General features: G+C 70.9%; 21 protein-coding genes. 14 read left to right on the top strand and 7 right to left on the bottom strand.

Annotated elements, in window-relative coordinates; all coding sequences use genetic code 11:
• Nucleotides 1-174 precede the first annotated feature (174 nt).
• Entirely contained in the window at nucleotides 175-648 is a 474-nt protein-coding gene (secB, locus tag HJG45_RS09410; protein WP_171611878.1) for a protein-export chaperone SecB, read from the bottom strand.
• A gap of 102 nt (nucleotides 649-750) precedes the next feature.
• A complete protein-coding gene (locus tag HJG45_RS09415) occupies nucleotides 751-1,329 on the bottom strand; it encodes a histidine phosphatase family protein (protein WP_171611879.1) in 579 nt (192 codons plus the stop codon).
• Between the two features lie 164 nt (nucleotides 1,330-1,493).
• On the opposite strand from HJG45_RS09415, the gene HJG45_RS09420 reads away from it, so the two are divergent.
• From HJG45_RS09420 to HJG45_RS09440, 5 genes are all read left to right on the top strand, one after another.
• Nucleotides 1,494-2,177, top strand: coding sequence for a Tim44/TimA family putative adaptor protein (locus HJG45_RS09420; protein WP_171611880.1), 684 nt, complete (start codon nucleotides 1,494-1,496; stop codon nucleotides 2,175-2,177).
• 16 nt (nucleotides 2,178-2,193) lie between these two features.
• On the top strand, nucleotides 2,194-3,270 hold the full coding sequence (locus HJG45_RS09425; RefSeq protein ID WP_368040553.1) for a murein transglycosylase A: 1,077 nt from the start codon (nucleotides 2,194-2,196) through the stop codon (nucleotides 3,268-3,270).
• Nucleotides 3,271-3,388: 118 nt separating this feature from the next.
• Entirely contained in the window at nucleotides 3,389-3,721 is a 333-nt protein-coding gene (locus HJG45_RS09430; RefSeq protein ID WP_171611881.1) for a hypothetical protein, read from the top strand.
• A 152-nt stretch (nucleotides 3,722-3,873) separates the two neighbouring features.
• Nucleotides 3,874-4,641 (top strand): (Fe-S)-binding protein, encoded by a 768-nt coding sequence (locus HJG45_RS09435; RefSeq protein WP_171611882.1) that lies wholly within the window; start codon nucleotides 3,874-3,876, stop codon nucleotides 4,639-4,641.
• Nucleotides 4,638-5,387: a 2OG-Fe dioxygenase family protein gene (locus tag HJG45_RS09440; protein ID WP_171611883.1), complete on the top strand. Its 750-nt coding sequence runs from the start codon at nucleotides 4,638-4,640 to the stop codon at nucleotides 5,385-5,387. The genes HJG45_RS09435 and HJG45_RS09440 overlap by 4 nt, the downstream gene beginning before the upstream one ends.
• 27 nt (nucleotides 5,388-5,414) lie before the next feature.
• Here HJG45_RS09440 and HJG45_RS09445 read toward each other — a convergent pair whose 3' ends face one another.
• The gene (locus HJG45_RS09445; protein WP_171611884.1) at nucleotides 5,415-6,479 is read right to left on the bottom strand and encodes a hypothetical protein; all 1,065 of its coding nucleotides are present in this window, start codon (nucleotides 6,477-6,479) and stop codon (nucleotides 5,415-5,417) included.
• Nucleotides 6,480-6,725: 246 nt separating this feature from the next.
• Between HJG45_RS09445 and HJG45_RS09450 the strand changes: the two genes are divergently transcribed.
• Nucleotides 6,726-8,144 (top strand): amidase, encoded by a 1,419-nt coding sequence (locus tag HJG45_RS09450; protein WP_171611885.1) that lies wholly within the window; start codon nucleotides 6,726-6,728, stop codon nucleotides 8,142-8,144.
• A 64-nt stretch (nucleotides 8,145-8,208) separates the two neighbouring features.
• On the opposite strand, the gene HJG45_RS09455 is transcribed toward HJG45_RS09450, so the two are convergent.
• From HJG45_RS09455 to HJG45_RS09470, 4 genes are all read right to left on the bottom strand, one after another.
• Nucleotides 8,209-8,748 carry a DUF4142 domain-containing protein gene (locus tag HJG45_RS09455; RefSeq protein ID WP_171611886.1) on the bottom strand — a complete coding sequence of 180 codons (540 nt, stop codon included), beginning with the start codon at nucleotides 8,746-8,748 and terminating at the stop codon, nucleotides 8,209-8,211.
• 114 nt (nucleotides 8,749-8,862) lie between these two features.
• Nucleotides 8,863-10,278, bottom strand: coding sequence for a TRAP transporter large permease subunit (locus HJG45_RS09460; RefSeq protein ID WP_217362885.1), 1,416 nt, complete (start codon nucleotides 10,276-10,278; stop codon nucleotides 8,863-8,865).
• A 24-nt stretch (nucleotides 10,279-10,302) separates the two neighbouring features.
• Nucleotides 10,303-10,851, bottom strand: a complete 549-nt coding sequence (locus HJG45_RS09465) for a TRAP transporter small permease subunit (protein ID WP_171611887.1) — start codon at nucleotides 10,849-10,851, stop codon at nucleotides 10,303-10,305.
• A 74-nt stretch (nucleotides 10,852-10,925) separates the two neighbouring features.
• Nucleotides 10,926-12,029, bottom strand: coding sequence for a TRAP transporter substrate-binding protein (locus HJG45_RS09470; protein ID WP_171611888.1), 1,104 nt, complete (start codon nucleotides 12,027-12,029; stop codon nucleotides 10,926-10,928).
• Nucleotides 12,030-12,207: 178 nt separating this feature from the next.
• Between HJG45_RS09470 and HJG45_RS09475 the strand changes: the two genes are divergently transcribed.
• The 8 genes from HJG45_RS09475 (at nucleotide 12,208) to HJG45_RS29195 (ending at nucleotide 23,201) form a co-directional block, all read left to right on the top strand.
• Nucleotides 12,208-14,238, top strand: coding sequence for a proton-conducting transporter membrane subunit (locus HJG45_RS09475; protein WP_171611889.1), 2,031 nt, complete (start codon nucleotides 12,208-12,210; stop codon nucleotides 14,236-14,238).
• A complete protein-coding gene (locus tag HJG45_RS09480; RefSeq protein ID WP_368040554.1) occupies nucleotides 14,239-15,198 on the top strand; it encodes a respiratory chain complex I subunit 1 family protein in 960 nt (319 codons plus the stop codon).
• Nucleotides 15,195-15,863 carry a hydrogenase-4 component E gene (locus HJG45_RS09485; RefSeq protein WP_171611890.1) on the top strand — a complete coding sequence of 223 codons (669 nt, stop codon included), beginning with the start codon at nucleotides 15,195-15,197 and terminating at the stop codon, nucleotides 15,861-15,863. Before HJG45_RS09480 ends, HJG45_RS09485 begins: the two co-directional genes overlap by 4 nt.
• A complete protein-coding gene (locus HJG45_RS09490) occupies nucleotides 15,863-17,302 on the top strand; it encodes a proton-conducting transporter membrane subunit (protein WP_171611891.1) in 1,440 nt (479 codons plus the stop codon). Before HJG45_RS09485 ends, HJG45_RS09490 begins: the two co-directional genes overlap by 1 nt.
• On the top strand, nucleotides 17,299-18,807 hold the full coding sequence (locus HJG45_RS09495) for a hydrogenase expression protein HypE (protein ID WP_171611892.1): 1,509 nt from the start codon (nucleotides 17,299-17,301) through the stop codon (nucleotides 18,805-18,807). Before HJG45_RS09490 ends, HJG45_RS09495 begins: the two co-directional genes overlap by 4 nt.
• The gene (locus HJG45_RS09500; RefSeq protein WP_368040555.1) at nucleotides 18,804-19,202 is read left to right on the top strand and encodes a glyoxalase superfamily protein; all 399 of its coding nucleotides are present in this window, start codon (nucleotides 18,804-18,806) and stop codon (nucleotides 19,200-19,202) included. The genes HJG45_RS09495 and HJG45_RS09500 overlap by 4 nt, the downstream gene beginning before the upstream one ends.
• Entirely contained in the window at nucleotides 19,202-19,735 is a 534-nt protein-coding gene (locus tag HJG45_RS09505) for an NADH-quinone oxidoreductase subunit B family protein (RefSeq protein WP_171611893.1), read from the top strand. The genes HJG45_RS09500 and HJG45_RS09505 overlap by 1 nt, the downstream gene beginning before the upstream one ends.
• 553 nt (nucleotides 19,736-20,288) lie before the next feature.
• Nucleotides 20,289-23,201: a family 16 glycosylhydrolase gene (locus tag HJG45_RS29195; protein WP_171611894.1), complete on the top strand. Its 2,913-nt coding sequence runs from the start codon at nucleotides 20,289-20,291 to the stop codon at nucleotides 23,199-23,201.
• The last annotated feature ends 8 nt before the right edge of the window (nucleotides 23,202-23,209 follow it).

Below are 23,209 nucleotides of genomic sequence, written 5' to 3' on the forward strand. Positions count from 1 at the left end.
GCGTCATGTGGAAATCCGGATTGTTCCGACATGACAATCGAGTGAGCAGAGAGACTTCGCAACAAATTTTTAATGCGATTTCCTAATGATTATCGCCGTCACCGCCACGGCGGTTCACCACCGGGCGGCTTGCCTTGCGAAGCCCGGCCGGGCGGGCACGTCGTGCCCCCGGCGTCAGGCGGTGCCGACCGGTCCCTGCTGCTCGCCGCGGCGCGACTGCCAGAGCGCGACGAAATCGATCGGCGCCAGCATCACCGGCGGGAAGCCGCCGTCGCGCGTGACATCGGCCAGGATGTTGCGGGCGAAGGGGAAGAGCAGGCGCGGGCACTCGACGAGCAGCACCGGCTCGAGCACGTCCGGCTCGACGGTCACGGTGAAGACGCCGCAATAGACCAGCTCGGCGATGAAGCAGGAGCGGCCCTCGGCCTGGGCGTCGGCGCGGATCTGCAGCGACACCTCGTAGACATTGCCCCCCTCCTGCACCGGGCGGGCCTGGACGTCGAGCTGCAGGTCGACGCGCGGCTGCTCGCGCAGGGTGGCGAAGATCTCGGGCGCGCCGGGCACCTCGAAGGACAGGTCCTTCGTGTATTGCAGGTTCAGGACGAGCGGGCCCTGGGGCATCGGCGGGGCGGCGGGGGCGTCGGACATGGCAGAATGCATCCCGGAGAATGGGCGCGCGGGGTAGCATGCCGGGCTGGCGCGGAACAGCGCCGCGCCGGGCCCGTCCGGCAAACCGTCACTGGTAAACTTTCACTGGCGCTTCACCGGCGGCTGATAGTGTCGCCACTGGATATCCCGTGGCGCCGGCGCGTTGGGATCGCAGCGCAGCCACTCGCCGTTCGTCAGCTGCTCGCCGGTCATTGCCAGGATGAAGCCCCAATGCGACACCACCAGCGTGTCCCGCCAGTCCGGCAGGGCCGCCATCTCGGCCCGGAACAGCGAGGCGCGCGCCTCCACCTGATGGTGGGGCTCCTCGATCGCCGGCCACCAGACCTCGTCGATATGGCGGAAATCCACCTCCGGCCAGGCAAGGGCGAGCTGCGAGCAGGGCGAGCCGATGTCGCAGGAAAGGGCGTAACGTTCGCGCACGGCCGGCATGACATGCACCGGGATGCCGAGCCGCCGGGCGATCGGCGTCGCGGTCTGCAGGGCACGGGTGTAGGGGGAGGCGATGATGCGCCGCAGCCCCTCATCGGCGAGCATCTCCGCTGCCTCCTCCGCCTGCGCCTGGCCGAGCGGCGTCAGGGCCGGGTCCGGGATGCCGGGATCCTTCTTCGTCGCGGTGAAGCGCAGGTTGAACTCGCTTTGGCCGTGCCGGAGGAGGATCATCGTCGCTTGCCGTGGGGAGAGGAGACGGGGAGGCTGGGCATGGCGTACCGGTGCCGTCCCGGCCGGGCAAGCCCGCCCGGTTGCCCTTCCGGCAGCCGGTTCCGGTGCCCTGCGGCGTTGCGGCCGGACCCTCGCGACCTTAAATGGGTGAAAAGGAGTTAACCATGACGGGTGGCTTTCCGCTCGACCTGATCCTCTTCGCCATGGTCGCGGCCTTTCTGGTCCTGCGGCTGCGGAGCGTGCTGGGCCGGCGCACGGGGTTCGAACGGCCGCCTGCCTCGGAGCCGCGGCCATCCGGCTTCGACCCGCGCGGCGGCCGGGTGCTCGATGGCACGGCCGAGGAGGTGCGCGCCGCGCCGGCCCGCAGCGGCACGCGGCACGTGCTGCCTGACCCGCGGACGCCGCCGGGCCAGGCGCTCGGCCGCATCGCGGCGGCGGATCGCAGCTTCGACCCGGACCGCTTCCTGGATGGGGCGGAGGGCGCCTTCCGGATGATCGTCGCCGCCTTCGCGGCGGGCGACCGGCAGACCCTGCAGGGCCTGCTGAGCGACAGCGCCTATGCCGGCTTCGAGAGCGCCATCACGGCACGCGAGCAGGCGGGCGAGCAGCAGCGCACGGAGATCCGCGAGGTCCATGAGTTGGCGATCGAGGGGGCTGACCTGCGCGGCAACATCGCGGAAGTGGTGGTGCGCTTCGTCACCGATCAGGTGAACATGACCACCGGCCGCAACGGCGAGGTCATCTCCGGCAGCGACGCCGTCACCGAGCTGACCGATATCTGGACCTTCCAGCGCGACGTCACCGCGACCGACCCGACCTGGAAGCTGACCGGCACCAGCCACACCTGAGCCCTTGCGGCAGGATGTGGCGAAGCCCCGGCGGCGCTGGCCAGGGCTGGTCCTGGCGGGGGCTCTCGGCCTTGTCGCCGGCGCGCCTGCCGGCGCCGGCGATCTAGCGAGCCTGCCCGGCTGGGCGGAGGAGGATGCCGCCGCGGCGTTGGCGCCCTTCCGCGCCGGTTGCCGCGAATTGGCGCGACGGGCGCCGGATGCCCCCCTTGGCGGTCGTGGCCCGATTGCCGCGCGTGCTGGCCGCCCCGCGGCCTGGGATCTCGTCTGCGCCGAGGCGATGGCGCTGCCGGCCGGGGCCGAGCGGGACTTCCTCGAGCGTCGACTCGAGCCCATGCCGGTCGGCACGGGGTTGCTGACCGGCTATTACGAGCCGCAGCTCTCCGGCCGCCTGGCGCCCGACGCGCCGCATCCGACGCCGCTGCGCGGCCTGCCGCCGGCCCCGCCCGAGGGGATGCCGCTTCCCGACCGCGCGGCGATCGAGGCCGGGGCGCTGGACGGCCTCTCCCCCATCCTCGTCCATGTCGATCCGGTCGAGGCCTTCTTCCTGCAGGTCCAGGGCTCGGGCCGCGTGCTGCTGCCGGATGGCGGGCTGCTGCGGCTGCGCTATGCCGGCAAGAACGGCCATCCTTACCGCGCCATCGGCCGGGTGCTTCTCGAGCGCGGCGCCATCGCCCGCGAGGCGATGTCCATGCAGGCGATCCGCGCCTGGCTGGCGGCGGCCCCGCCGGAGGCGGCGATGGCGCTGCTGAACGAGAATCCCTCCTATGTCTTCTTCCAGCGCGACGAGGCGCTGCGGCCGGATGAGGGGCCGCCGGGGACGCTCGGCGTGCCGCTGACGCCGGGGCGCTCGATGGCGGTGGATCCGGCCTTCATCCCGCTGGGCGTGCCGGTCTGGATCGTGACGCGCGACCCGCTCGACGGCAGTCCGATCCGGCGGCTGGTACAGGCGCAGGATACGGGCGGCGCCATCCGTGGCGCGGCGCGCGGCGACCTGTTCTTCGGCTGGGGCGAGGCCGCAGCGGCGCGCGCGGGGCCGATGCGGGAGGTGGTGGAGATGACCGTGCTGGTGCCGCGCGAAGGCGTCGCGCCCTGACGCATCCCGGCCCCCGTTGGGCACCGAACGACGAGCGTGTCTCGGCGTGGCCGGGCGCACAGACGCCCGGGCGCAGCCACGCCAATCTTCCCGCACACTATGCGAGAAGGAGTGTGACATGCGCAAGCTCGGAGCACTGGCCCTGGTGCTGTGCTTCACCATTCTCCTGCCGCTGGCCGGCCGGGCCGAAGGCAGCGAGGGCGAGGGGCTGCAGGCCGCCGCCGAGGCGATGCGGCAGGCCGCCATCCGCGACGGCGGGAGCGGCTGGCGGAACGGCGAGGCGCGGCTCGTCGCCTCCGGCACCGGCTATGGCGTTGCCTATTCCGGCACGCCGCGGGGCAATGTCGGCCGTGGGCCGCTGACCGTGATCGGCAGCATGGATGGCCAGCCCATCGTCGCCTATGCCGATCCGCAGCCGGGCGGGCCCGTCCTGCTGGCGGAGCGCCGCTGAGGCGGTGCAGCAGCGGGCAGGCCTGCTGGCCGCCGGGCCATCCCAGGCCCGGCGGTCCTGCCCTCCCGCGACCCGCCCCAGCTGCCTGATCGCGGAGCCGAATTCATCTTCGCGGCCGTTTCCGCGCCCTGGCCATCTGCTAGATTGTCGGCATGCTCCAGACCCGGCCACGCGTCGCCCTGTTCGTCACCTGCCTCGTCGATCTTTACCGGCCGAATGTCGGTTTCTCCGCCATTGCGTTGCTCGAGGAGGCCGGCTGCTTGGTCGAGGTGCCCGACGCCCAGACCTGCTGCGGCCAGCCTGCCTACAACACCGGCGACCGGGCGACGACGCAGGACCTCGCCCGGGGCGTGATCGATACCTTCCTGCCCTATGACTACACCGTCGTCCCGAGCGGCTCCTGCGGCGGGATGATTTCGCATCACTATCCCGGGCTCTTCGCCGACGATCCGCAGTATCGTGGCCGGGCCGAGGCGCTGGCGGCGAAGACGCATGAGCTCGTCTCCTTCCTCACCGACATCCGCAGCCTCGACAGCGTGCGGGCGCGCTATGACGGCGTGATCACCTATCACGACAGCTGTTCGGGGCTGCGCGAGCTCGGTGTCAAGGCGCAGCCGCGCAAGCTGCTGCAATCCATGCCGGGCGTCACGCTGAAGGAGATGCCGGATGCCGAGATCTGCTGCGGCTTCGGCGGGACCTTCTGCGTGAAGTATCCCGACATCTCCACCCGCATGGTCACCGACAAGACGCGCTCCATCGCCTCGACAGGAGCGGATACGCTGCTCGCCGGCGACATGGGATGCCTGCTGAACATGGCGGGTCGGCTGAAGCGCGAGGGCACGCCGGTGAAGGTGCGCCACGTCGCCGAGGTGCTGGCCGGCCGCACCCGGGAGGCGCCGGCGATCGGCGACACGGAATGAGCGCAGCCCTGCAGGTCAGTCCGCCGGACCCGCTGCTCGCGGCGATCGAGGCCCAGGGCTTCGCGCTGCTGCGCGGTGCCGAGATGGCGGCGCGCCTCGGCCCGGCCGGGGCGCCGGCCGAGCTCGACGCCTTCGCCGCGAGCTGGGAGCGGCTGGAGACCGACCGCTTCATGGCCGATGGCGGTCGCTACCGGCGCCGACGCCATGCGAATTTCACCGCCCGGGCCGGCCAGCCGGGGCATGTCCGCGGCCCGCACCGGCCGCATTTTCAGGCGGTGGTGCACAACAGCCTGAATGGCGGCGTCGAGCGCTGGTTCGGGCCGATGGAGGATGCCGTCGCCGCGAGCGCGCCGCTGCAGGCGCTGCTCGCGCTCGGCCGCGGCGTCGCCGATGCGCGCAGCCCGCGGACCGACTGGTTCGTCGAGGTGCACCAGTTCCGCATCGAGGCCGCGGCCGGCGCCCCCGGCTTCCCGACGCCGGAGGGCGTGCACCATGACGGCGTGGACTATGTGCTGATCGGGATGATCGCGCGCACCAACCTCGCGGGCGGCGAGACGCTGGTCACCGACGATGCCGGCGATGCGCTGGCGCGCTTCACCCTGCTCGACCGGCTCGACTGCGCCTTCATGGACGACCGGCGGGTGATGCATGGCGTGACGCCGGTGCAACCCGCCGATCCGGCGCTGCCCTCCTGCCGGGACGTGCTGGTCATCACCTGGAAGCGGATCGCGCCGGGCGAAGGCTGATCACCCGCCGTCAGCTGATCACCCCCGTCAGGCGAGAACGTGGTCGTTCACATGCGCCAGGATATTGGCGAAGAGGATGCCGGCCTCGGGCGAGGGCGACTGCCAGTCCGAGGCGGTGAGGGTGCCGATGGTGACGGTGCCGAGGCCATAGGCCTTCTCGATCAGGATGTCGCCATACTCGCCGGTCATCAGGGTCGTGAAGCCCGTGCCGGTCACGATGTCATGGCTGAAATAGGAGCCGGTGAAGTCGGTGCCGGCCTCGCCGGCCGGCCCGTTCGCCAGGTCGCCCGCGGCGTCCACCACATGGCCGGTGGCGGAGATGACGGACAGGCCGGCATCGAGATGCAGGGTCGCCCCGAAACCGAGATCGAGATCCTCGTCGGACAGGCGTGCGGCATTCAGGAAGAGATGCCCGCCACCGGCGACGTAGCGCTCCATCTCGGCCCTGTGGGCGGCGACGAAGCTATCGAAGGCGCTTGATTGGTCGGCGCTGCCGTCGATGTAGACGGTCTGGTTGGTCGCGCTCAGCACGCTGGCCTCGAAGCCCTGCTGCTTGGTCCAGGCGCCGGCGCCGAAGGCGAGGCCCATCCTGCCGTCGTAGCTGGCCATGCCCCAGGGATTGCCGGAACCGGTCATGAAGACGATGCCGGTGCCGGGATCGTTGGTGAAGGCATAGTCGTCGGCGGTGAGCTGGTTCGTGCCGTCGGCCATCTGCACCAGGAGGATGCCGCTCTTCGTGGCGTCGGCGCCGTCGGTCACCCGGTAGTATTGCTGGCGCTGGTTCTCGATGAGCACGTAGCGGTCGAGATCGGGGTCGAAGACGCGGTCGGCGCCGTAGTGGTCGAAGGTCAGGGTGCTGCCGGCGCCGAAGCCGGAGAGGGTCAGCACGTCCTGCTCGCCGTCGCCCGAGCTGCCGGCGCCGTGGAAATCGAGGATCTGGTCGACGAGGCCGGACCCGCCGATCTGCAGCAGCTCGCCGGCCTTGAGGACGAAGGTGTCGTTGCCCGCGCCGCCCAGGAAGCGGCTCGGCTCGGCGCCGCCCTCGAGGGTGTCGTCATACCGGGTGCCGGAGATCGCATTGTAGCTGGCCATCCTGGTCTCCTCCGAGGGGGTCTTCCCGGCCCCGCACGACCCGTTCGGACGGGCGTTCGCGCCGCGTCCCGCCACGGGGCGTATGAGGCGACCTGATTATATATGCGAAACTCAACTATAAGTTGAAAATTCGTCAGGGATTTCTGGTTGCGCCGCCATGACCCGCGCCCGCCAGCCCGGCGCGGAGGCGGCTTCGCGTGTCGTGGATCTGGTCTACCCTCCGCGGCGGACCGCGAAGGAACCGACATGCAGCATCTCCCCTCCGAGACCTGGCGCTGGGACGCCGTCGACATCGCCCGCGCCATCCGCCTCGGCACCCTCTCCGCCCGCGAGGCGACCGAGGCCGCGCTGGCCCGGCTGCAGGCGGTGAACCCCGCCCTCAACGCCGTGGTCGACCCGCTGCCGGAGCTGGCCCTCGCCACGGCCGATGCCGCCGATGCGGCGCGCGCCCGCGGCGAGGCGCTCGGCCCGCTGCATGGCGTGCCCGTCACGGTGAAGGTGAATGCCGATATGGAGGGGCGGGCCACGACCAACGGCGTCGTTGCCTTCCGCGACGTGATCGCGCCGGCCGACAGCGCCGTCATCGGCAACATGCGCAAGGCCGGCGCCGTCGTGATCGGCCGCACCAACACCCCGGCCTTCTCCTGGCGCTGGTTCACCGACAACGCCCTGCATGGCCGCACCCTGAATCCCTGGAGCGCTGGGCATACGCCGGGCGGCTCCTCGGGCGGGGCGAGCGCCGCGACGGCGGCCGGGATCGGGGCCATCGGGCATGGCAACGATATCGGCGGCTCGGTCCGCTACCCGGCCTATGCCTGTGGCATCGCCGGGCTGCGCCCCTCGGCCGGCCGCATCCCCGCCTTCAACCCCTCGGCCAAGGAGGAGCGCTCGCTCTCCGGCCAGTTGCTGTCCACCCAGGGACCGCTGGCCCGGCGCGTCGCGGACCTGCGGCTCGCCCTCGCCGCCATGGCGGCGCCGGACCGGCGCGATCCCTGGCAGGCGCCGGTGCCGCTGGAGGGACCGCCCCTGCCGCGACCGCTCCGCGTCGCGCTCTGCGCCGATCCGGCGCGCCAGGGCGTGCATCCCGCGGTCGCCGCGGCGGTGAAGGCGGCAGGCGAGGCGCTGCAGGCGGCCGGCTATGTGGTGGAGGAGGCGGAGCCGCCCGGCTTCAACGAGGTGGCGGCGGATTGGGACGCCTTCATCCATGCCGAGGCGACCGTCTTCATGAAGGCCGGCTTCGAGGCACTCGCCGATCCGGCGGCGCGCGCGATCTTCGCCGAGATGGGCGAGCGGGCCCTGCCGGCACTGCCGGACTGGATGCGGCTGCTGGCGCGCCGTGCCACGCATCAGCGCGCCTGGGCGCAGTTCATGCAGGAGCGGCCGCTGCTGGTGATTCCGGTCTCGGCCGAGCCGCCCTTCCCGCAGGGGCTGGACGAGCAGGACTTCCAGCGGGTGATCCGGGCGCAGACGCCGCTCTTCCCGACCGTGCAACTCGGCCTGCCGAGCGTCTCGGTGCCGACCGGCCTCGCCGAGGGGCTGCCGATGGGCGTGCAAGTGGTGGCGCCGCGCTGGCGTGAGGACCTGGCGCTCGCCGCGGCAGAGGCGATCGAAGCCGCTTACCCGATGCTGACGCCGATCGACCCGCGCCCGGCGGGCCAGGGCTGACACCAGCCAGGGTTTTCCCATGAACGGGCCCCACGAAGCGGCGGCGCCGCTTCGTGGGACAGTCTCAGCGTGGCAGCGCCTGGGCCATGCGCAGGTGCTCCTGCAGCATGGGGACCTGCCGCGCCGCGAAGGCCTTCACATCCGGATCGGTGCCGTTCTGCGCCTCGTTCTGGAAGGCGCGCAGGTCCTCCTGATGGTCCTGCACCATGGCCTTGGCATAGGCGCGGTCAAAGGCGCGGCCCTGCAGCTTGGCCAGGCCGTCATAGACCGCCTGCTGCTCCCCGCCGATGCCATCGGGCGGCGTGATCTGCTTCTGCCGGGCGAGCGCCATGAGGCCGGTATTCGCCTCGCCGTGGTTCCTCACCATCTGCGCGCCGAAGCGGCGCACGGCGGGCGAGCGCCCCTTCTGCTCCGCCAGCTGGCCGAGCTGCACCTCCGCCATCCCGCCGCGGGCGGCGTCGGTGATGAAGCTCGCATCGGTGGTCGAGAGAGTCGGGTTCACCTGCGCCTTGGCGGCGGAGGCGACGGTATCGACGCTCTGCTGCGTCTCGGCGCAGCCCGCGAGGCAGGCCACCGCAACGGCCAGGATCCATCCGCGTGTCATGACGTCTTCCTCCCTGCGATCCGATCGGTCCCGCCAGGCGGCACCGGGAGGTCAACGCCGGGACGGGGCGGGCGTTCGGGCCCGCCCGCCGCGAGAGGCGCTACTTGAAGGACGCTACTTGAAGACTGGCGGCGCGTCGTCGTCCGGCAGGTCGGGCAGCGGCACCTCGATGCGGACCGTGCTCGGGTCGACGCCCGTGCTCCGGTCGAGCCAGTAGGTCACGCTCTCCGGCCAGAAGATCACGATCGCCACCAGGACGAGCTGCAGCCCGACCCAGGGGATGGCGCCCCAGTAGATGTCGCGGCTGCGCACCTCCTTCGGGGCGATGCCGCGGAGATAGAAGAGCGCGAAGCCGAAGGGGGGGTGCATGAAGCTGGTCTGCATGTTCACGCAGATCAGCACGCCGAACCAGACGAGATCGATGCCGAGCTTCGCCGCCACCGGCGCGAGCAGCGGGATGATGATGAAGGCGATCTCGAAGAAGTCGAGGAAGAAGGCCAGGAAGAAGATGAAGATCTGGCTGAAGATCAGGAAGCCCACCTGGCCGCCCGGCAGCTTCGAGAGCAGGTGCTCGATCCAGATCGCGCCGTCCACCCCCTGGAAGACCAGGCTGAACACGGTGGCGCCGATCAGGATGAAGATGACCATGGCGGTGATGCGCATGGTGTTCTGGGTGGCCTGCCAGAGCAGGTCCCAGGTGAAGCGGCGGTTCACCATGGCCAGCACGACCGCGCCGACCGCGCCCATCGCCCCCGCCTCGGTCGGCGTGGCGAGGCCGAGGAAGATGGTGCCGAGCACGAGGAAGATCAGCACGATGGAGGGCACCATGCCCTTCAGCACCCGCCACCAGAGCTGCCAGCCGCGCTGCGTCAGCGCCTCGTCCGGCAGCGGCGGCACCCGGTGCGGCTGGAAGATGCTGACGACGACGATGAAGCCGATGAAAAGCAGCACCTGCAGGATGCTGGGTCCGATGGCGCCGGCATACATGTCGCCGACCGACTTGCCGAGCTGGTCGCCGAGCACGATGAGGACGAGGCTCGGCGGGATCACCTGGGTGATGGTGCCGCTGGCCGCGATGACGCCGGTGGCGATGCGCATGTCGTAGCCGTAGCGCATCATGATCGGCAGGCTGATCATGCCCATGGCGATGACCGAGGCGGCCACCGTGCCGGTGATGGCGCCGAGCACGGCGCCGACCAGGATCACCGCATAGGCGAGGCCGCCCGGCACCTTGCCGAAGAGCTGCCCGGTGCCCTCCAGCAGGTCCTCCGCCAGGCCGCAGCGTTCGAGGATCGCGCCCATCAGGGTGAAGAAGGGGATCGCCAGCAGCAGGTCGTTGGAGATGATGCCGAAGACCCGCAGCGGCAGGTTGCCGAGATAGGCCGGCGTGAAGAAGCCGAGCTCGATCGACAGGAAGCCGAAGAACAGGCCGACGGCGGAGAGGCTGAAGGCGACCGGGAAGCCGATCAGCAGGAAGACGACGAGGCCGCCGAACATCAGCGGCGCCATCACGTCCATGTCGATGGTCATAGGGGCGCGGATCCTGGCGAGGGTCTATTGCTCGGGGCGGTGGTATTCGACCACCACCTCGGCCTGCGGGGAGACGCCTCGCAGCAGGGCGATGCGCTTGATGAGCTCGGAGATGCCCTGCAGCATCAGCAGGAAGAAGCCGATCGGCAGCAGGATCTTCACCGGCCAGCGCAGCAGGCCGCCGGCATTCGGGCTGCCCTCTTCGCGCATCAGGCTGTCGAGGAAGAAGGGCCAGGTCATCCAGGCCAGCAGGGTGACCGCCGGCAGCATGAAGAAGAGGAAGCCGAAGACGTCCACCCAGAGCCGGGCCCGCTCGGACAGGCTGGAATAGAGCAGGTCCACCCGCACATGCTCGTTGCGGAACAGCGTGTAGGAGGCGCCGAGCATGACGGTGGCGCCGAAGAGGTACCACTGCACCTCGAGCCAGGCATTCGAGGAGTAGGAGACGCCGTAGCGCACGAAGGCGTTGCCGGCGGAGATCGCACAGGACAGCAGCACCGCCCAGTCGGCCAGCTTGCCGACCGCGGCGTTCAGCCTGTCCACGCCGCGGCTGAAGGCGAGCAGGGGACCCATGAGAGCGTGTTACCTCCCTGGCGCGCCCGCCCACCGGCGGGCCGGGGGCGGGGCGCATTCATGTCAGCAGTGTCTCAGCGGCGCTGCTGCTGTGCCTGAGCGTGCATCAGATAGACGAAATTGTCGAAGGTGCTCTCGGTGACCCGGAACCACTGGTATTCGAGGTCGCGGAAGACCTTCCAGGGCTCGTAGACCTTCTTGAAGGCGGCATTCTTCGCCGCCGTCTCCTCGTAGAGCTCGAAGGCCGCCTTGTAGCAGGCCTGCATCACCTCGCGCGGGAAGGCGCGAAGCTGCGCGCCGCCTGCCACCAGGCGGCGAAGTGCCTGCGGGTTCTGCACGTCGTACTTGGCCATGGTCTCGAGCGTCGCGTCGCGGCAGGCGCTCTCCAGCACGTCCTTGTAGACCTGCGGCAGCTCGTCATACTTGGACTTGGCCACGTAGAAGGAGAGGTTCAGCCCGCCTTCCCACCATCCCGGGTAATAATAATAGGGCGCGACGCGGTTGAAGCCGAGCTTCTCGTCGTCATAGGGGCCGATCCATTCGGCGGCGTCGATCGTGCCCTTCTCGAGCGCCGGGTAGATGTCGCCGCCGGCGATCTGCTGCGGCACCCCGCCAAGCTTCTGCATGATGTTGCCGGCGATGCCGGCGATGCGCATCTTCAGGCCCGACAGGTCCTGGACGGTCTTGATTTCCTTGCGGAACCAGCCGCCCATCTGCGCCCCGGTGCTGCCGCAGGGGATGGAGTGGATGTTGTAGCCGGCGAAGAACTCCTGCAGCAGCTCGCGGCCGCCACCGGCATAGAGCCAGGCATTGATTTGCCGCGTGTTCATCCCGAAGGGGATCGTGGCGTCGAAGGCGAAGGTCGGATCCTTGCCGACGAAGTAATAGCTCGCCGTATGGGCGCATTCCACGGTGCCGCCCTGCACCGCATCCGCCACCTGCAGCCCCGGCACCAGCTCGCCGGCCGAGAAGACGCGGATCTGGAACTTGCCGTCGGTCAGCGCCGCGACGCGCTTCCCCACATGCTCGCCCGCGCCGAAGATCGTGTCGAGCGAGCGCGGAAAGGAGGAGGCGCAACGCCACCGGACCTCCGGCAGCGCGCCCTGCGAGAGGGCAGGAGTAGCCAAGGCGGCGGTGCCGGCAAGGGCCCCACTAGCGATGAATCCACGACGATCCATGTGTCTGTGCTGGCTCCCGGTGCGCCCGCGCCATGACGGCAAGCGGGACCGGCCTAACTAACCTCTTGTTGCGCGCTTGTTAAGAGCGGGAATCGTGCCGTTTCAAGGTCGACCCCCCCTCGCCGCGTCGGCGGTAGGGGACTAAGCTCGGGGACGTGATGGCCCGCCTCCCGTTCCCGTGCTGACGCTCTTCGCGCTCTGTCTCTGGGTCCTGGTCCTGCTCGCGGCGGCGGCGGTGCCGCTCGGTCGCCATGCCCGGGCGGGGCTGGTCGTCCATGCGGGATGCCTGATCGCCTCCGTCGGGTTTGCCGTCGTGGCGCTCGCCGTGCTGCTGGGCGGCGAGCCGGTCGAATCCGGACCCTTGCCCTTCGGGCCGCCCTGGGCGCCGGCGCAAATCGGCCTCGACGGGCTGTCGGCCTGGTTCCTGCTGCTGCTCGGCATCGCCGGCAGCGCCGCCTCGCTCTTCGCCATGGAGGGCAAGGCCGGCGGGCATCCGCTGCCGGCGCGCGCCCTGCCGCCCTTTCCGCTCTTCCTTGCCGGCATGGCCCTGACGCTCGCCGCGACGGACGCCTTCCTGCTCCTCCTCGGCTTCGAGCTGATGTCCTTCGCCTCCTGGGCGCTGGTCGCCGCCGAGCACGAGAAGCCGGAGAACCGCGCGGCGGCGCGGCTCTACCTTGTCTTCGCGGTGCTGGCCGGCGCCTGCCTGGTCCCGGCCTTCGGGCTGCTGGCCGGCCAGGCCGGGGCGCTCGATTTCGCCGCGATGCGCGACGCCCCGCCGGAGGGTTGGCGCGCCGCCGCGGTGCTGCTGCTCGGCCTGCTCGGCGCTGGCGCCAAGGCGGGCTTGGTGCCGCTGCATGCCTGGCTGCCGCTCGCCCATCCGGCGGCGCCCAGCCATGTCTCGGCGCTGATGTCGGGGGCGATGACCAAGATCGCGCTCTACGTGCTGGCGCGGCTGCTGCTCGACCTCTGCGGCCCGGCGCAGCCCTCCTGGTGGGGCGTGCCGCTGCTCGTGCTCGGCGCCGCCTCGGCCCTGTTCGGGGCGCTGCGGGCCAATCTTGAGGATGACGCCAAGACCCTGCTGGCCTGCTCGACCATCGAGAATATCGGCTTCATCACCCTCGGCTTCGGCCTGGCGCTCGCCTTCCGCGGCGCCGATCTCGGGCCGCTGGCGGCGCTCGCCGCCGGCGCGGCGCTGCTGCACGCGCTGAACCACGGCGTCTTCAAGACCGGGCTCTTCCTGATGGCCGGCGCGGTGCTGCACGGCGCCGGCAGCCGCCGCCTGGACCGGCTGGGCGGGCTGATCCACGCCATGCCGGTCACCGCCCTCGCGGCGCTGATCGGCGCCGCGGCCGCGGCCTCGCTGCCGCCGCTCTCGGGCTTCGCCAGCGAATGGCTGCTGCTGCAGGCGCTGCTCGCCGGCTGGCGGGTCAGCGATATCGGCTTCCAGGTGCTCACCGCCGCGGCCGCGGCCGTCGCGGCGATGGCGGCGGCGCTCGCCGCGGCGGCGATGGTGCGGTTCTTCGGCCTCGTCTTCCTCGGCCGCCCGCGCAGCCCGCGCGGCGCCGGGGCGCGGGAGGCCGGCCGCTTCGAGCGCGCCGCCATGCTGCTGCCGGCGGGGCTGACGGTGCTGCTCGGCCTCTTCCCCGGCAGCGTGCTGGGGCTGGCCGCGCCGGCCCTGCAGGAACTGGTCGGCCCGGTCATGCGGGTGCCGGCGCGCGGCGCCTCGCTGGCTGCGGGCGAGGGCATGACCGGCTACGCGCCGCTCGTCATCGCCCTGTTGCTGGCCCTCGCCCTCGGCGTCACCTGGCTGCTGGTGCGGCGCCGCTCCCCGGCGGCGACCGCGCGCGGGCCGGTCTGGAATTGCGGCTTCATCGACCCGCCGCCGCATCTCCCCTTCGGCGACCCGCTGACCCAGCCCGGTGCGGCCGGCATCGCCCAGCCGCTGCGCCGCATGCTGGGCGAGACGCTGCTGCAGGCGCGCGAGAGCGTCGACATGCCGGCGCCGGGCGAGACCCGGCCGGGCCGCCATGCGGTGCGGTTCGCGGACCCCTCGGGCGCCCTGCTGCTCGGCCCGGCGGCGCGGCTGCGCGACCGCATCGCCGGTGCGGCGGAGCGGATGCGCCACTTCACCATCCGTCGCTGCCTCTCGCTCAGCTTCGCCACCCTGGTCGGGATGCTGGCGTTGCTGGCCTGGCTGGAGGCGCGCTGAGTGCAGGTCTTCGGAGCCATCCTGGCGCAGCTTCTGCACCTGCTGTTCATGCTCGCGGCGGCGCCGCTCGTCCTCGGCGTCACGCGCTGGCTGAAGGCGCGGCTGATGGGACGGCGCGGCGCCTCGCCGCTGCAGCCCCTCCGCGACCTCGACAAGCTGCTGCGCAAGCGGCCGGTGCTGGCGGAGAACGCCTCCGTCGTCTCGGAGGCGGCGCCCTATGTCGCCTTCGCCGCCTGCCTGCTCGCCATCGCGCTGGTGCCGAGCTTCGCCCGCGGCATGGCCTTCGCCCCCTTCGCCGACCTGATCCTGCTGGCCGGGCTGCTGGCGCTGTCCCGCATTGCGCTGGCCCTGGCGGGGATGGATGTCGGGACGGCCTTCGGCGGCCTCGGCGCGGCGCGGGAGATGAGCTTCGCCGCCTTCGCCGAGCCGGCGCTGCTGCTCTGCGTGCTGAACTTCGTGATCCTGGCCGGGAGCACCAATCTCGACCTGATCGCCGGCACCTTCCGCGACGGCGCGCTCGGCCTGCGCGTCTCGCTCGGCCTCGCGGCGGTGGCGATGCTGGCGGTCGCGGTCGCCGAGAATGCCCGCATCCCGGTGGACAATCCGGCGACGCATCTCGAGCTGACGATGGTGCACGAGGCGATGCTGCTCGAAAGCAGCGGCCGGCACCTGGCGCTCTGGGAATACGGCGCGGCGCTGCGCCTGACGCTCTGGCTGTCGCTGGTCGCCGCCATCTTCGTGCCCTTCGGCACGGCGCCGGCGGGCAGTGGGCCGCTCGCCTGGGCGGTCGGTCTGCTGGCCTGGCTGCTGAAGATGGGCGCGCTCTGCCTCGCCCTGGCCTGGTTCGAGAGCGCGATCGCCAAGATGCGCGTCTTCCGCGTGCCGGAATTCCTCGGCGCGGCGCTGCTGCTGGCGCTCCTCGGCGCGGCGCTGCTCTTCGTCAGCACGGGGCTGGCATGAGCTTCGGCCAGCTCCCCTACGATGTCTCGCACCTGCTCGGCGGCGGCATGCTGCTGCTCTCCTTCGTGCTGCTCTACCAGCGCCGCGTCGGGGCGGTGATCAATGCCCTGGCGATGCAAGGCGGCATCCTCGCCCTCGCCGCCGCCTGGCAGGCCCTGGTGCAGGGCGCGCCGCAGCTCTACCTGACGGCGCTGATCGCCCTCGGAGCCAAGGCGGTGCTGATCCCGCTCGCGCTCCGCACCCTGCTGCGCCGGCTCGACCTGCACCGGACCGTGGAGACCGCGCTCGGCATCGGGCCGAGCCTCGTCGCAGGGGTGGCACTGGTCGCCCTCGCCATCCTGGTGGTGCTGCCGATCACCGCCGGCAACCGCGCCATCGCGCGGGAGGATCTGGCGCTCGCCCTCTCGGTGGTGCTGCTCGGCATGCTGATGATGATCACCCGCCGCAACGCCATCCTGCAGGTGGCGGGGCTGATGACGCTGGAGAACGGGCTGATCCTCGCCGCGGTCGGCGTCGCCGGCATGCCGCTGGTGGTTGAGCTCTCGACCGCCGCGCTGGTGATGATGCTGCTCGTCGTCGGCGGCGTCTTCGTGTTCCAGATCCGGGAGCGCTTCGACACCGTCGATACCGGCTTCCTCGAGCGCCATCGCGGGGAGGCCGATTGATGCCGCTGTCCTGGGCCGTCGTCTTCCTGCCATGGGCCGGCGCGCTGCTGCTCGCCGTGCTGCCGCGGGAGCGGCCGGCGACGCTCGCCAATATCGCCGTCTCGGCGGCGAGCCTCGTCCTCGCGCTGCTGCTGCTCGGGCATCCCGGCGGCATCGAGGGGTGGACGCATGTCGATGCGCTGAACCTGCCGCTGGTCCTGCTCTCCTTCACCATCGGGCTGACCACCGCGGTCTTCTCGCTCGGCGCCATCGGGGCGGAGCGGTTCGATGCGTTGCGGCTGCGCGCCTACCATGTCGCCTTCCAGGTCTTCATGGGGGCGCAGGCTCTCGCGCTGCTCGCCGACAACATGGGGGTGATGTGGGTGGCGATCGAGATCGCGACCCTGGCCAGCGTGCTCATCGTCGCGGTGCACGGCACGCCCACGGCGATCGAGGCGGCCTGGAAGCTGTTCATCCTCTGCGGCGTCGGCATCGCCCTCGCGCTCTTCGGCACCATCATTCTCTATCTCGCGGCGCAGCCCTTCGTCGGGCATGGCGATTCCGGCCTCTCTTGGACGGTGCTGCACGGCATCGCCGAGCGCTGCGACCCCGGCGTGCTGAACCTCGCCTTCGTCTTCCTGCTCGTCGGCTACGGCACCAAGGCCGGGCTGGTGCCACTGCATTCCTGGCTGCCGGATGCCGAGGCGGAGGGGCCGATCGCCATCTCCGCCGTGCTGTCGGGCCTGTTGCTGAACGCGGCGCTGCATGCGGTGATCCGCACCAAGGCAATCGTCGGCGTGCATCCCGGGGCGGTGCCGCCCGGACCCTTCCTCATCGCCTTCGGCCTGGCCTCGCTGCTGCTCGCCGCCTTCGCGCTCTGGCGGCGGCGCGACGCGCGGCGCTTCTTCGCCTGGTCGAGCATCGAGCATATGGGCCTCGCCGCGCTCGCCTTCGGCCTCGGCGGCGCCACCGCCAACCTCGCGGGGCTGCTGCACATGCTCGGCCACTCCCTCTGCAAGTCGGCCGTCTTCTTCGGCGTCGGCCATGCGGCGCAGCTCAAGGGCTCGCAGAAGACGGCGGCGATCGGCGGGTTGGCGACGAGCCATCCGGCCTTCGGCTGGTCGCTCGCGCTCGCCATCGCCGCCGTCGCCGGCCTGCCGCCCTTCGCGCTCTTCGCCAGCGAGTTCCTCATCGTCTCCGATGCCGCCGCCTCGCGCTGGTGGCTGATCCTGCCGCTCGGCCTCGGCCTGCTGACCGCGGCGGCGGCGAAGGTCCACATGCTGCAGGCGCTCTGCCTCGGCGATCCGACGCCGGGCGGGGACGCGCCGCCGCCGGGCTGGACGGCGCGCACCACCCTCGGGCCGGTCTGGGTGCATCTCGGCCTCGCCCTGCTGCTCGGCATCGCGCTCCCCGCGCCCTTCGCCAGCCTGCTCGCCGCCGCGGCGAGGATTCCGGGATGAGCCTTGTCGAGATCATCCGGCGCGGCGCGCCGCAGGATTGCCGCCCCCGGCCGCGCTTCCTGCTGACCCGGCCGCAATGGGGCACGATGGCCGAGGCCCTGGCGGCGGAGGCCGATCCGGCCCTGCTGGCGATGTGGGGCGAGCCCGGCATGGTGCATGCCGCCTTCTGGCTCGAGGCCGAGGCCGCCATGCTGCTCGCCTCCTGCCCGGCGGCGGATGGGCGCTTCCCCGCGCTCTCGCCGGCGCGGCCGGGCGCCGTGCGGTTCGAGCGCATGCTGCATGACCTCTGGGGGCATGTGGCCGAGGGCGCCGTCGATCTCCGGCCCTGGCTCGACCATGGCCGTTGGCCCATTGCGGCGCCGCTCGCCGCCCGGCCGGAGGCGAATGCCGCCCCGCCGCCGCAGCCGGCATTCCTCGGCGTGGAGGGCGAGGGGGTGCACCAGATCCCGGTCGGGCCGGTGCATGCCGGCATCATCGAGCCCGGGCATTTCCGCTTCCACGTCCAGGGCGAGACAGTCGCGCGGCTCGAGGAGCGGCTCGGCTATGTCCATAAGGGGCTCATCGGCCTGATGCTGGGCAAGCCGCCGGCGGCGGCGGCGAAGCTCGCGGCGCGGCTTTCCGGCGACAGCACCGTCGCGCATGGCTGGGCCTTCGCGCGGGCGGTGGAGGCGGCGCTCGTGGTCGTGCCGCCGCCGCGCGCCGTGGCTCTGCGCGGCGTGATGGCCGAGCTGGAGCGCATCCACAACCACCTGAACGACTGGGGTTTCGTCTGCAACGACGCCGCCTTCGCCTGGCCGCATGCGCAATGCGGCGTGCTGCGCGAGGGCGTGCTGCGCGCCGCGGCGGCCGCCTTCGGGCATCGGCTGATGATGGATTGCGTGGTGCCGGGCGGCGTGGCCGCGGATCTGGCGCCCGGCGGCGCCGAGGCGATCCTCGCCGCGCTCGCGGTGGTGGAGGCGGCGATCCCCGGCCTGCTCGATGTCTATGAGGGCCATGCCAGCCTGCAGGATCGCGTCGTCGGCACCGGCATCCTGCGGGCGCCGCTCGCCGCGCGCTTTGCCGCCGGCGGCTATGTCGGCCGTGCCGCGGGGCGCGGCTTCGATGCCCGCAAGGCCGCGCCCTACGAGCCCTATGACCGGCTGCCGCCGGAGGTGCCGGTGCGCGACCAGGGCGATGTCGATGCGCGGGTCCGCATCCGCGTCGCGGAACTCGGCGAATCGCTGCGGCTGGTGCGCGCGCTGCTGGATGAGCTGCCCGCGGGCGAACTGACCGTGTCGCTGCCGCGCCGTGGCGGCGAGGGCATCGGACTGATCGAGGGCTTCCGCGGCGAGTGCCTGCACTGGGTGGCGCTCGACGAGGCCGGGCTGCTGCGCGCCGCCTTCCCGCGCGATCCGTCCTGGCTGCAATGGCCTCTGCTCGAGGCCGCGATCGAGGGCAACATCGTCGCGGACTTCCCGCTCTGCAACAAGAGCTTCAACTGCTCCTATAGCGGGGTCGATCTGTGACCATCGCCCTTTCCCCGCCCTTGCCGGTGCTGCGCATCTTCGACGTGGCGAAGGCGCGGGAATTCTATGTCGGCTTCCTCGGCATGAGCTGGGACTGGGAGCACCGCTTCGCGCCGGACCTGCCGCTCTACGCCCAGGTCTCGCGCGGCGCGCTGGTGCTGCATCTCAGCGAGCATCACGGCGATGCCTGCCCGGGCGCGGCGCTGCGCATCCATGTGTCGGGGGAGGGTGGGCTGGAGGCGCTGCATGCGGCGCTGGCAGGCGCCCGCTACCGCCATGCGCGGCCGGGGATCGAGGCGAAGCCCTGGGGCGAGCGCGCGCTCAGCGTGATCGATCCCTTCGGCAATCGGCTGACCTTCCATGCGCCGGCGCCGCCAGCCCCGGAGGATGGCTGATGCTCTGGCCAAAGCTCGCCCGCAACCTGGTCGGCCGGCCGCTGACCGACCCGCCGCCCGCCGTCTCGCCGGAGGTGGTGCAGGCGCTCGCCCTGCGGCTGGAGGAGAGCGCGCAGAAGCGGCTCGGCCGCAGCCTGGCGATCCGTCAGGTGGATGCCGGGAGCTGCAATGCCTGCGAGCTCGAGATCAACGCCCTCGGCAATGTCATCTACGATCTGGAGCGGTTCGGGCTGCGCTTCGTCGCCTCGCCCCGCCATGCCGATGTGCTGCTCGTCACCGGGCCGCTGACGCGCAACCTGCGCGAGGCGCTGCTGCGCGCCCGCGCCTGCACGCCGGACCCCTGCTGGGTGGTGGCGGTGGGTGACTGCGCCGTGGATGGCGGGCTGTTCAAGGACAGCTATGCGGTGGAAGGCGGCGTCGCCGCGGCGCTGCCGGTGGATCTGATCATCCCGGGCTGCCCGCCGACGCCGACCCGCCTGCTGGAGGGGTTGCTGGCGCTGCTGGAGGCACAGGTGAGCCAGCGCAGCCGATAAAAGAACGGGCCGGCCGGACGAATCCAGCCGGCCCGTTGGCTGCCCGAAGGCGGCCAGTCTGGCGACGGCTTGCCGGGAAATAGCCGCCGCCGAACGCCGTCCGTCCGAACCCCGGAGGGCATCAGGACGACGGACTGAGGATCGCCCAAGCCGCCTCAACGGGAGATGTGAGGGCGCTTACAATCGAGCAATGCTTTCCCGCGGGGCCTTTCTGTCGAACGCTGCGATGGCACGCCCGCCGATCGATCCGGCCTTCTCCGCCAGCTCCATCTCCCGATCATCCCGATCTCCATCGCCGGGACGGCAATGGCGACGCCCGGTACGGCGTCACCCCTGCTGTTCGTTGCGTTACCACTCTAAGTTGTGAAGCCCCATGCCTTGCCACCATAAGATGTTCGACCCGTTATTAACGAAGCAAAACGGGGAAGCCTGCCTGACCCGTCGGGGGGCAGCGGGGCTTACCGCTCGGGGTGACGTTATGGCGGACGCCAATACCAGCGTGCCTGACGCGGCTCTTCTCACGGCCTTGGCCTTGCCGCAGAGCGGAACGCCGATGCAGTGGATCATCGGCGGGCAGGAGGCGCGCCTCATCACCGGCACCTCGGCCGATGATGGGCTGGCCGGGCCCGATATCAGTTCCCGTCTCACGCTCGAGGGCGGCGCCGGGGACGACAGCTATCAGGTCGGCAACCACTACGATTTCGTCCACGAACTGGTCGATGAAGGCATCGATACGGTCATTTCAACGGCCGATGCCTTCACGCTGCCGGAGGCTGTCGAGAACCTGATCGTCCTGGCCGATCGCGGCTATGGCAGTGGCAACGAGCTCAACAATCGGATCGAGGGCGGGGACTACGCGCAGATCCTGAACGGCGGCGGCGGCACCGACCTGCTGACGGGCGGCAGCGGCGCCGATGTCTTCCAGTTCCTAGCCGGTGGCGGCTGGGACGTGATCACCGATTTCGAGACCGGCACCGACCGCCTGCACCTCGCCGCCTTCGACGGCTTCGCCACCGCAGCGGCCGTCCTCGCCGCACTGCGGCAGAACGGCGAGAATGTGGAGCTCGATCTCGGCGGCGGGCAGGGCATCACCTTCCTGGACCGGAGCATCGCCGACTTCTCCGCGAGCGACTTCCTGCTGCCGGCCGATCCGGCCGCGCTGACGCTGACCTTCGCCGAGGAATTCGATAGTTTTGCCTGGTCGGTGGACGGCAGCGAGGGCTGGCGGACCACCTATACGGGCGGCGACAGGGCCTATCCGGGCAATGGCGACCAGCAGTATTTCACCGATGCCACGCTTGGCCAGTCGCCCTTCCGCCTCGAGGACGGCGCCCTCGTCATCACCGCCTCGCCCGGCGAGAATGCGCTGGGCCTGCCCTATAATTCCGGGCTGATCACCAGCCAGGGAGCCTTCAGCCAGCTCTACGGGTTTTTCGAGGCGCGGATCGACATCCCCGATGGCACGGGCTGGTGGCCCGCCTTCTGGATGCTGCCGGCGACCGGCGGCTGGCCGCCGGAGCTCGACATCCTGGAGAGCTTCGGCACCGGGGACCCGACCGCCCAGGTCACCGCCCATACCAGCAATGGCACGACGCGGAGCTCGGTCAGCATCCCGGTTGCCTTCCCCGACATCGCCTCGGGCTACCACACATATGCCGTGAGCTGGCTGCCGGACGAGATCCGCTGGTATATCGACGGCGTCGAGGTCGCCAGCACCCTGACGCCCGCGGACATGCAGGTCCCGATGTACATGCTGCTCAACCTCGCCGTCAGCAATGCGACGGCGGCGGCCGGGGCCAGCGCCGATATGTATATCGACTATGTCCGGGCTTACGCCTATTCGGCCGAGACCGTCGCCGCGCATGTCGATACCAGCGACACGCTGGTCAGCGCCGTGAGCGCCGTGCTGCCGGACGGCCTGCACACGTTGATGCTGACCGGCACCGGGACGCTGACCGGCACCGGCAATGCGCTCGACAACCGGCTGGTGGCGGAGGCGGGGCACGCGGCGCTGCTGGGTCTGGCCGGCGACGACTACCTCCTTGGCGGCACCGGCAACGACACCCTCGATGGCGGCCTCGGCAAGGACCGGATGCTGGGCGGCCCCGGCGATGACAGCTATGTCGTCGACAATCTCGGTGACCGGGTGATTGAGCTGGCCGGGCAGGGCACCGATATGGTGAGCAGCTCAATCGGCTACACGCTGGGCGCCAATCTCGAGAATTTGGTTCTGACGGGTGCCGCGGCGCTTGGCGGCGCCGGCAATGATCTGGCGAACCGCCTCACCGCCAATGCCGCCGGCTCGCGCCTCTATGGCTATGGCGGCGAGGACACGCTGATCGGCGGCACGGGCAATGACCAGCTCGACGGCGGCAGCAGCGCCGATCTGATGATCGGCGGCTTCGGCGACGATACCTATTTCGTCGACGATGCGCGCGACATGGTGGTCGAGCTCGCCAATCAGGGCGGCGATCTCGTCCGCAGCGCCATCACCTACACGCTGGGCGCCAATCTGGAGAAGCTCATCCTCACCGGCACCGCCAATATCGACGGCACCGGCAACGAGCTGGCGAACCGCCTCTTCGGCAATGCCGGCGCCAACCGCCTCGATGGCGGCGCTGGGGATGACTATCTCGATGGCGGCGCGGGCAACGACACCATGGCCGGGGGCACCGGCAACGACACCTATATCGTCGATGCCCTCGGCGACCGGGTGGTGGAGCTGGCCGGGCAGGGCACCGATACGGTGAGCAGCGCGATCGGCTATACGCTCGGCGCCAATCTCGAGAACCTGGTGCTGACCGGCACGGCGATGATCGGCGGTGCCGGCAACGAGCTGGCGAACCGCCTCACCGCCAATGCCGCCGGCTCGCGCCTCTATGGCTATGGCGGCAACGACACGCTGGTCGGCGGCGCGGGCAATGACCAGCTCGATGGCGGCAGCGGCGCCGACACCATGAGCGGTGGCGCCGGGGACGACAGCTACATCGTCGACGATGCGCGCGACCTGGTGGTCGAGCTCGCCGGCCAGGGCCTGGATGTCGTCCGCAGCAGCATCAACTACACGCTGGGCGCCAATCTGGAGAAGCTCATCCTCACTGGCACCACCAATATCGACGGCACCGGCAATGCGCTGGACAACCGCCTCTTCGGCAATGCCGGCACCAACCGTCTCGATGGCGGCGCCGGGGATGACTGGATCGAGGGCGGGGCAGGCAGCGACACCCTGACCGGCGGTGCGGGGGCGGATCTCTTCGTCCTGGCCCCCGGCTGCGGCAATGTCGTGGTCACCGATTTCGGCACCGGCGCCGACCGGCTGGTGCTCTCGGCCTTCCATGCCGCGCTGCCCGGGATGAGCGTGACCCAGGCCGGGGCGAACACCGTGCTGCATTTCGCGGCAGGCGAATCGATCACCCTGCTCGGCGTCGCCTCGGTCACGCTCTGGGGCGACTACATCCTGCCCTGAGCACCCGC

The organism is Roseicella sp. DB1501 (assembly GCF_013112485.1).
Taxonomy (GTDB): domain Bacteria; phylum Pseudomonadota; class Alphaproteobacteria; order Acetobacterales; family Acetobacteraceae; genus Paracraurococcus.

Coding starts and splice junctions, on each gene's coding strand:
- secB (WP_171611878.1), bottom strand. CDS start 648: ATGTCCGACGCCCCCGCCGCCCCGCCGATGCCCCAGGGCCCGCTCGTC.
- HJG45_RS09415 (WP_171611879.1), bottom strand. CDS start 1,329: ATGATCCTCCTCCGGCACGGCCAAAGCGAGTTCAACCTGCGCTTCACC.
- HJG45_RS09420 (WP_171611880.1), top strand. CDS start 1,494: ATGACGGGTGGCTTTCCGCTCGACCTGATCCTCTTCGCCATGGTCGCG.
- HJG45_RS09430 (WP_171611881.1), top strand. CDS start 3,389: ATGCGCAAGCTCGGAGCACTGGCCCTGGTGCTGTGCTTCACCATTCTC.
- HJG45_RS09435 (WP_171611882.1), top strand. CDS start 3,874: ATGCTCCAGACCCGGCCACGCGTCGCCCTGTTCGTCACCTGCCTCGTC.
- HJG45_RS09440 (WP_171611883.1), top strand. CDS start 4,638: ATGAGCGCAGCCCTGCAGGTCAGTCCGCCGGACCCGCTGCTCGCGGCG.
- HJG45_RS09445 (WP_171611884.1), bottom strand. CDS start 6,479: ATGGCCAGCTACAATGCGATCTCCGGCACCCGGTATGACGACACCCTC.
- HJG45_RS09450 (WP_171611885.1), top strand. CDS start 6,726: ATGCAGCATCTCCCCTCCGAGACCTGGCGCTGGGACGCCGTCGACATC.
- HJG45_RS09455 (WP_171611886.1), bottom strand. CDS start 8,748: ATGACACGCGGATGGATCCTGGCCGTTGCGGTGGCCTGCCTCGCGGGC.
- HJG45_RS09460 (WP_217362885.1), bottom strand. CDS start 10,278: ATGACCATCGACATGGACGTGATGGCGCCGCTGATGTTCGGCGGCCTC.
- HJG45_RS09465 (WP_171611887.1), bottom strand. CDS start 10,851: ATGGGTCCCCTGCTCGCCTTCAGCCGCGGCGTGGACAGGCTGAACGCC.
- HJG45_RS09470 (WP_171611888.1), bottom strand. CDS start 12,029: ATGGATCGTCGTGGATTCATCGCTAGTGGGGCCCTTGCCGGCACCGCC.
- HJG45_RS09485 (WP_171611890.1), top strand. CDS start 15,195: ATGAGCTTCGGCCAGCTCCCCTACGATGTCTCGCACCTGCTCGGCGGC.
- HJG45_RS09490 (WP_171611891.1), top strand. CDS start 15,863: ATGCCGCTGTCCTGGGCCGTCGTCTTCCTGCCATGGGCCGGCGCGCTG.
- HJG45_RS09495 (WP_171611892.1), top strand. CDS start 17,299: ATGAGCCTTGTCGAGATCATCCGGCGCGGCGCGCCGCAGGATTGCCGC.
- HJG45_RS09505 (WP_171611893.1), top strand. CDS start 19,202: ATGCTCTGGCCAAAGCTCGCCCGCAACCTGGTCGGCCGGCCGCTGACC.
- HJG45_RS29195 (WP_171611894.1), top strand. CDS start 20,289: ATGCAGTGGATCATCGGCGGGCAGGAGGCGCGCCTCATCACCGGCACC.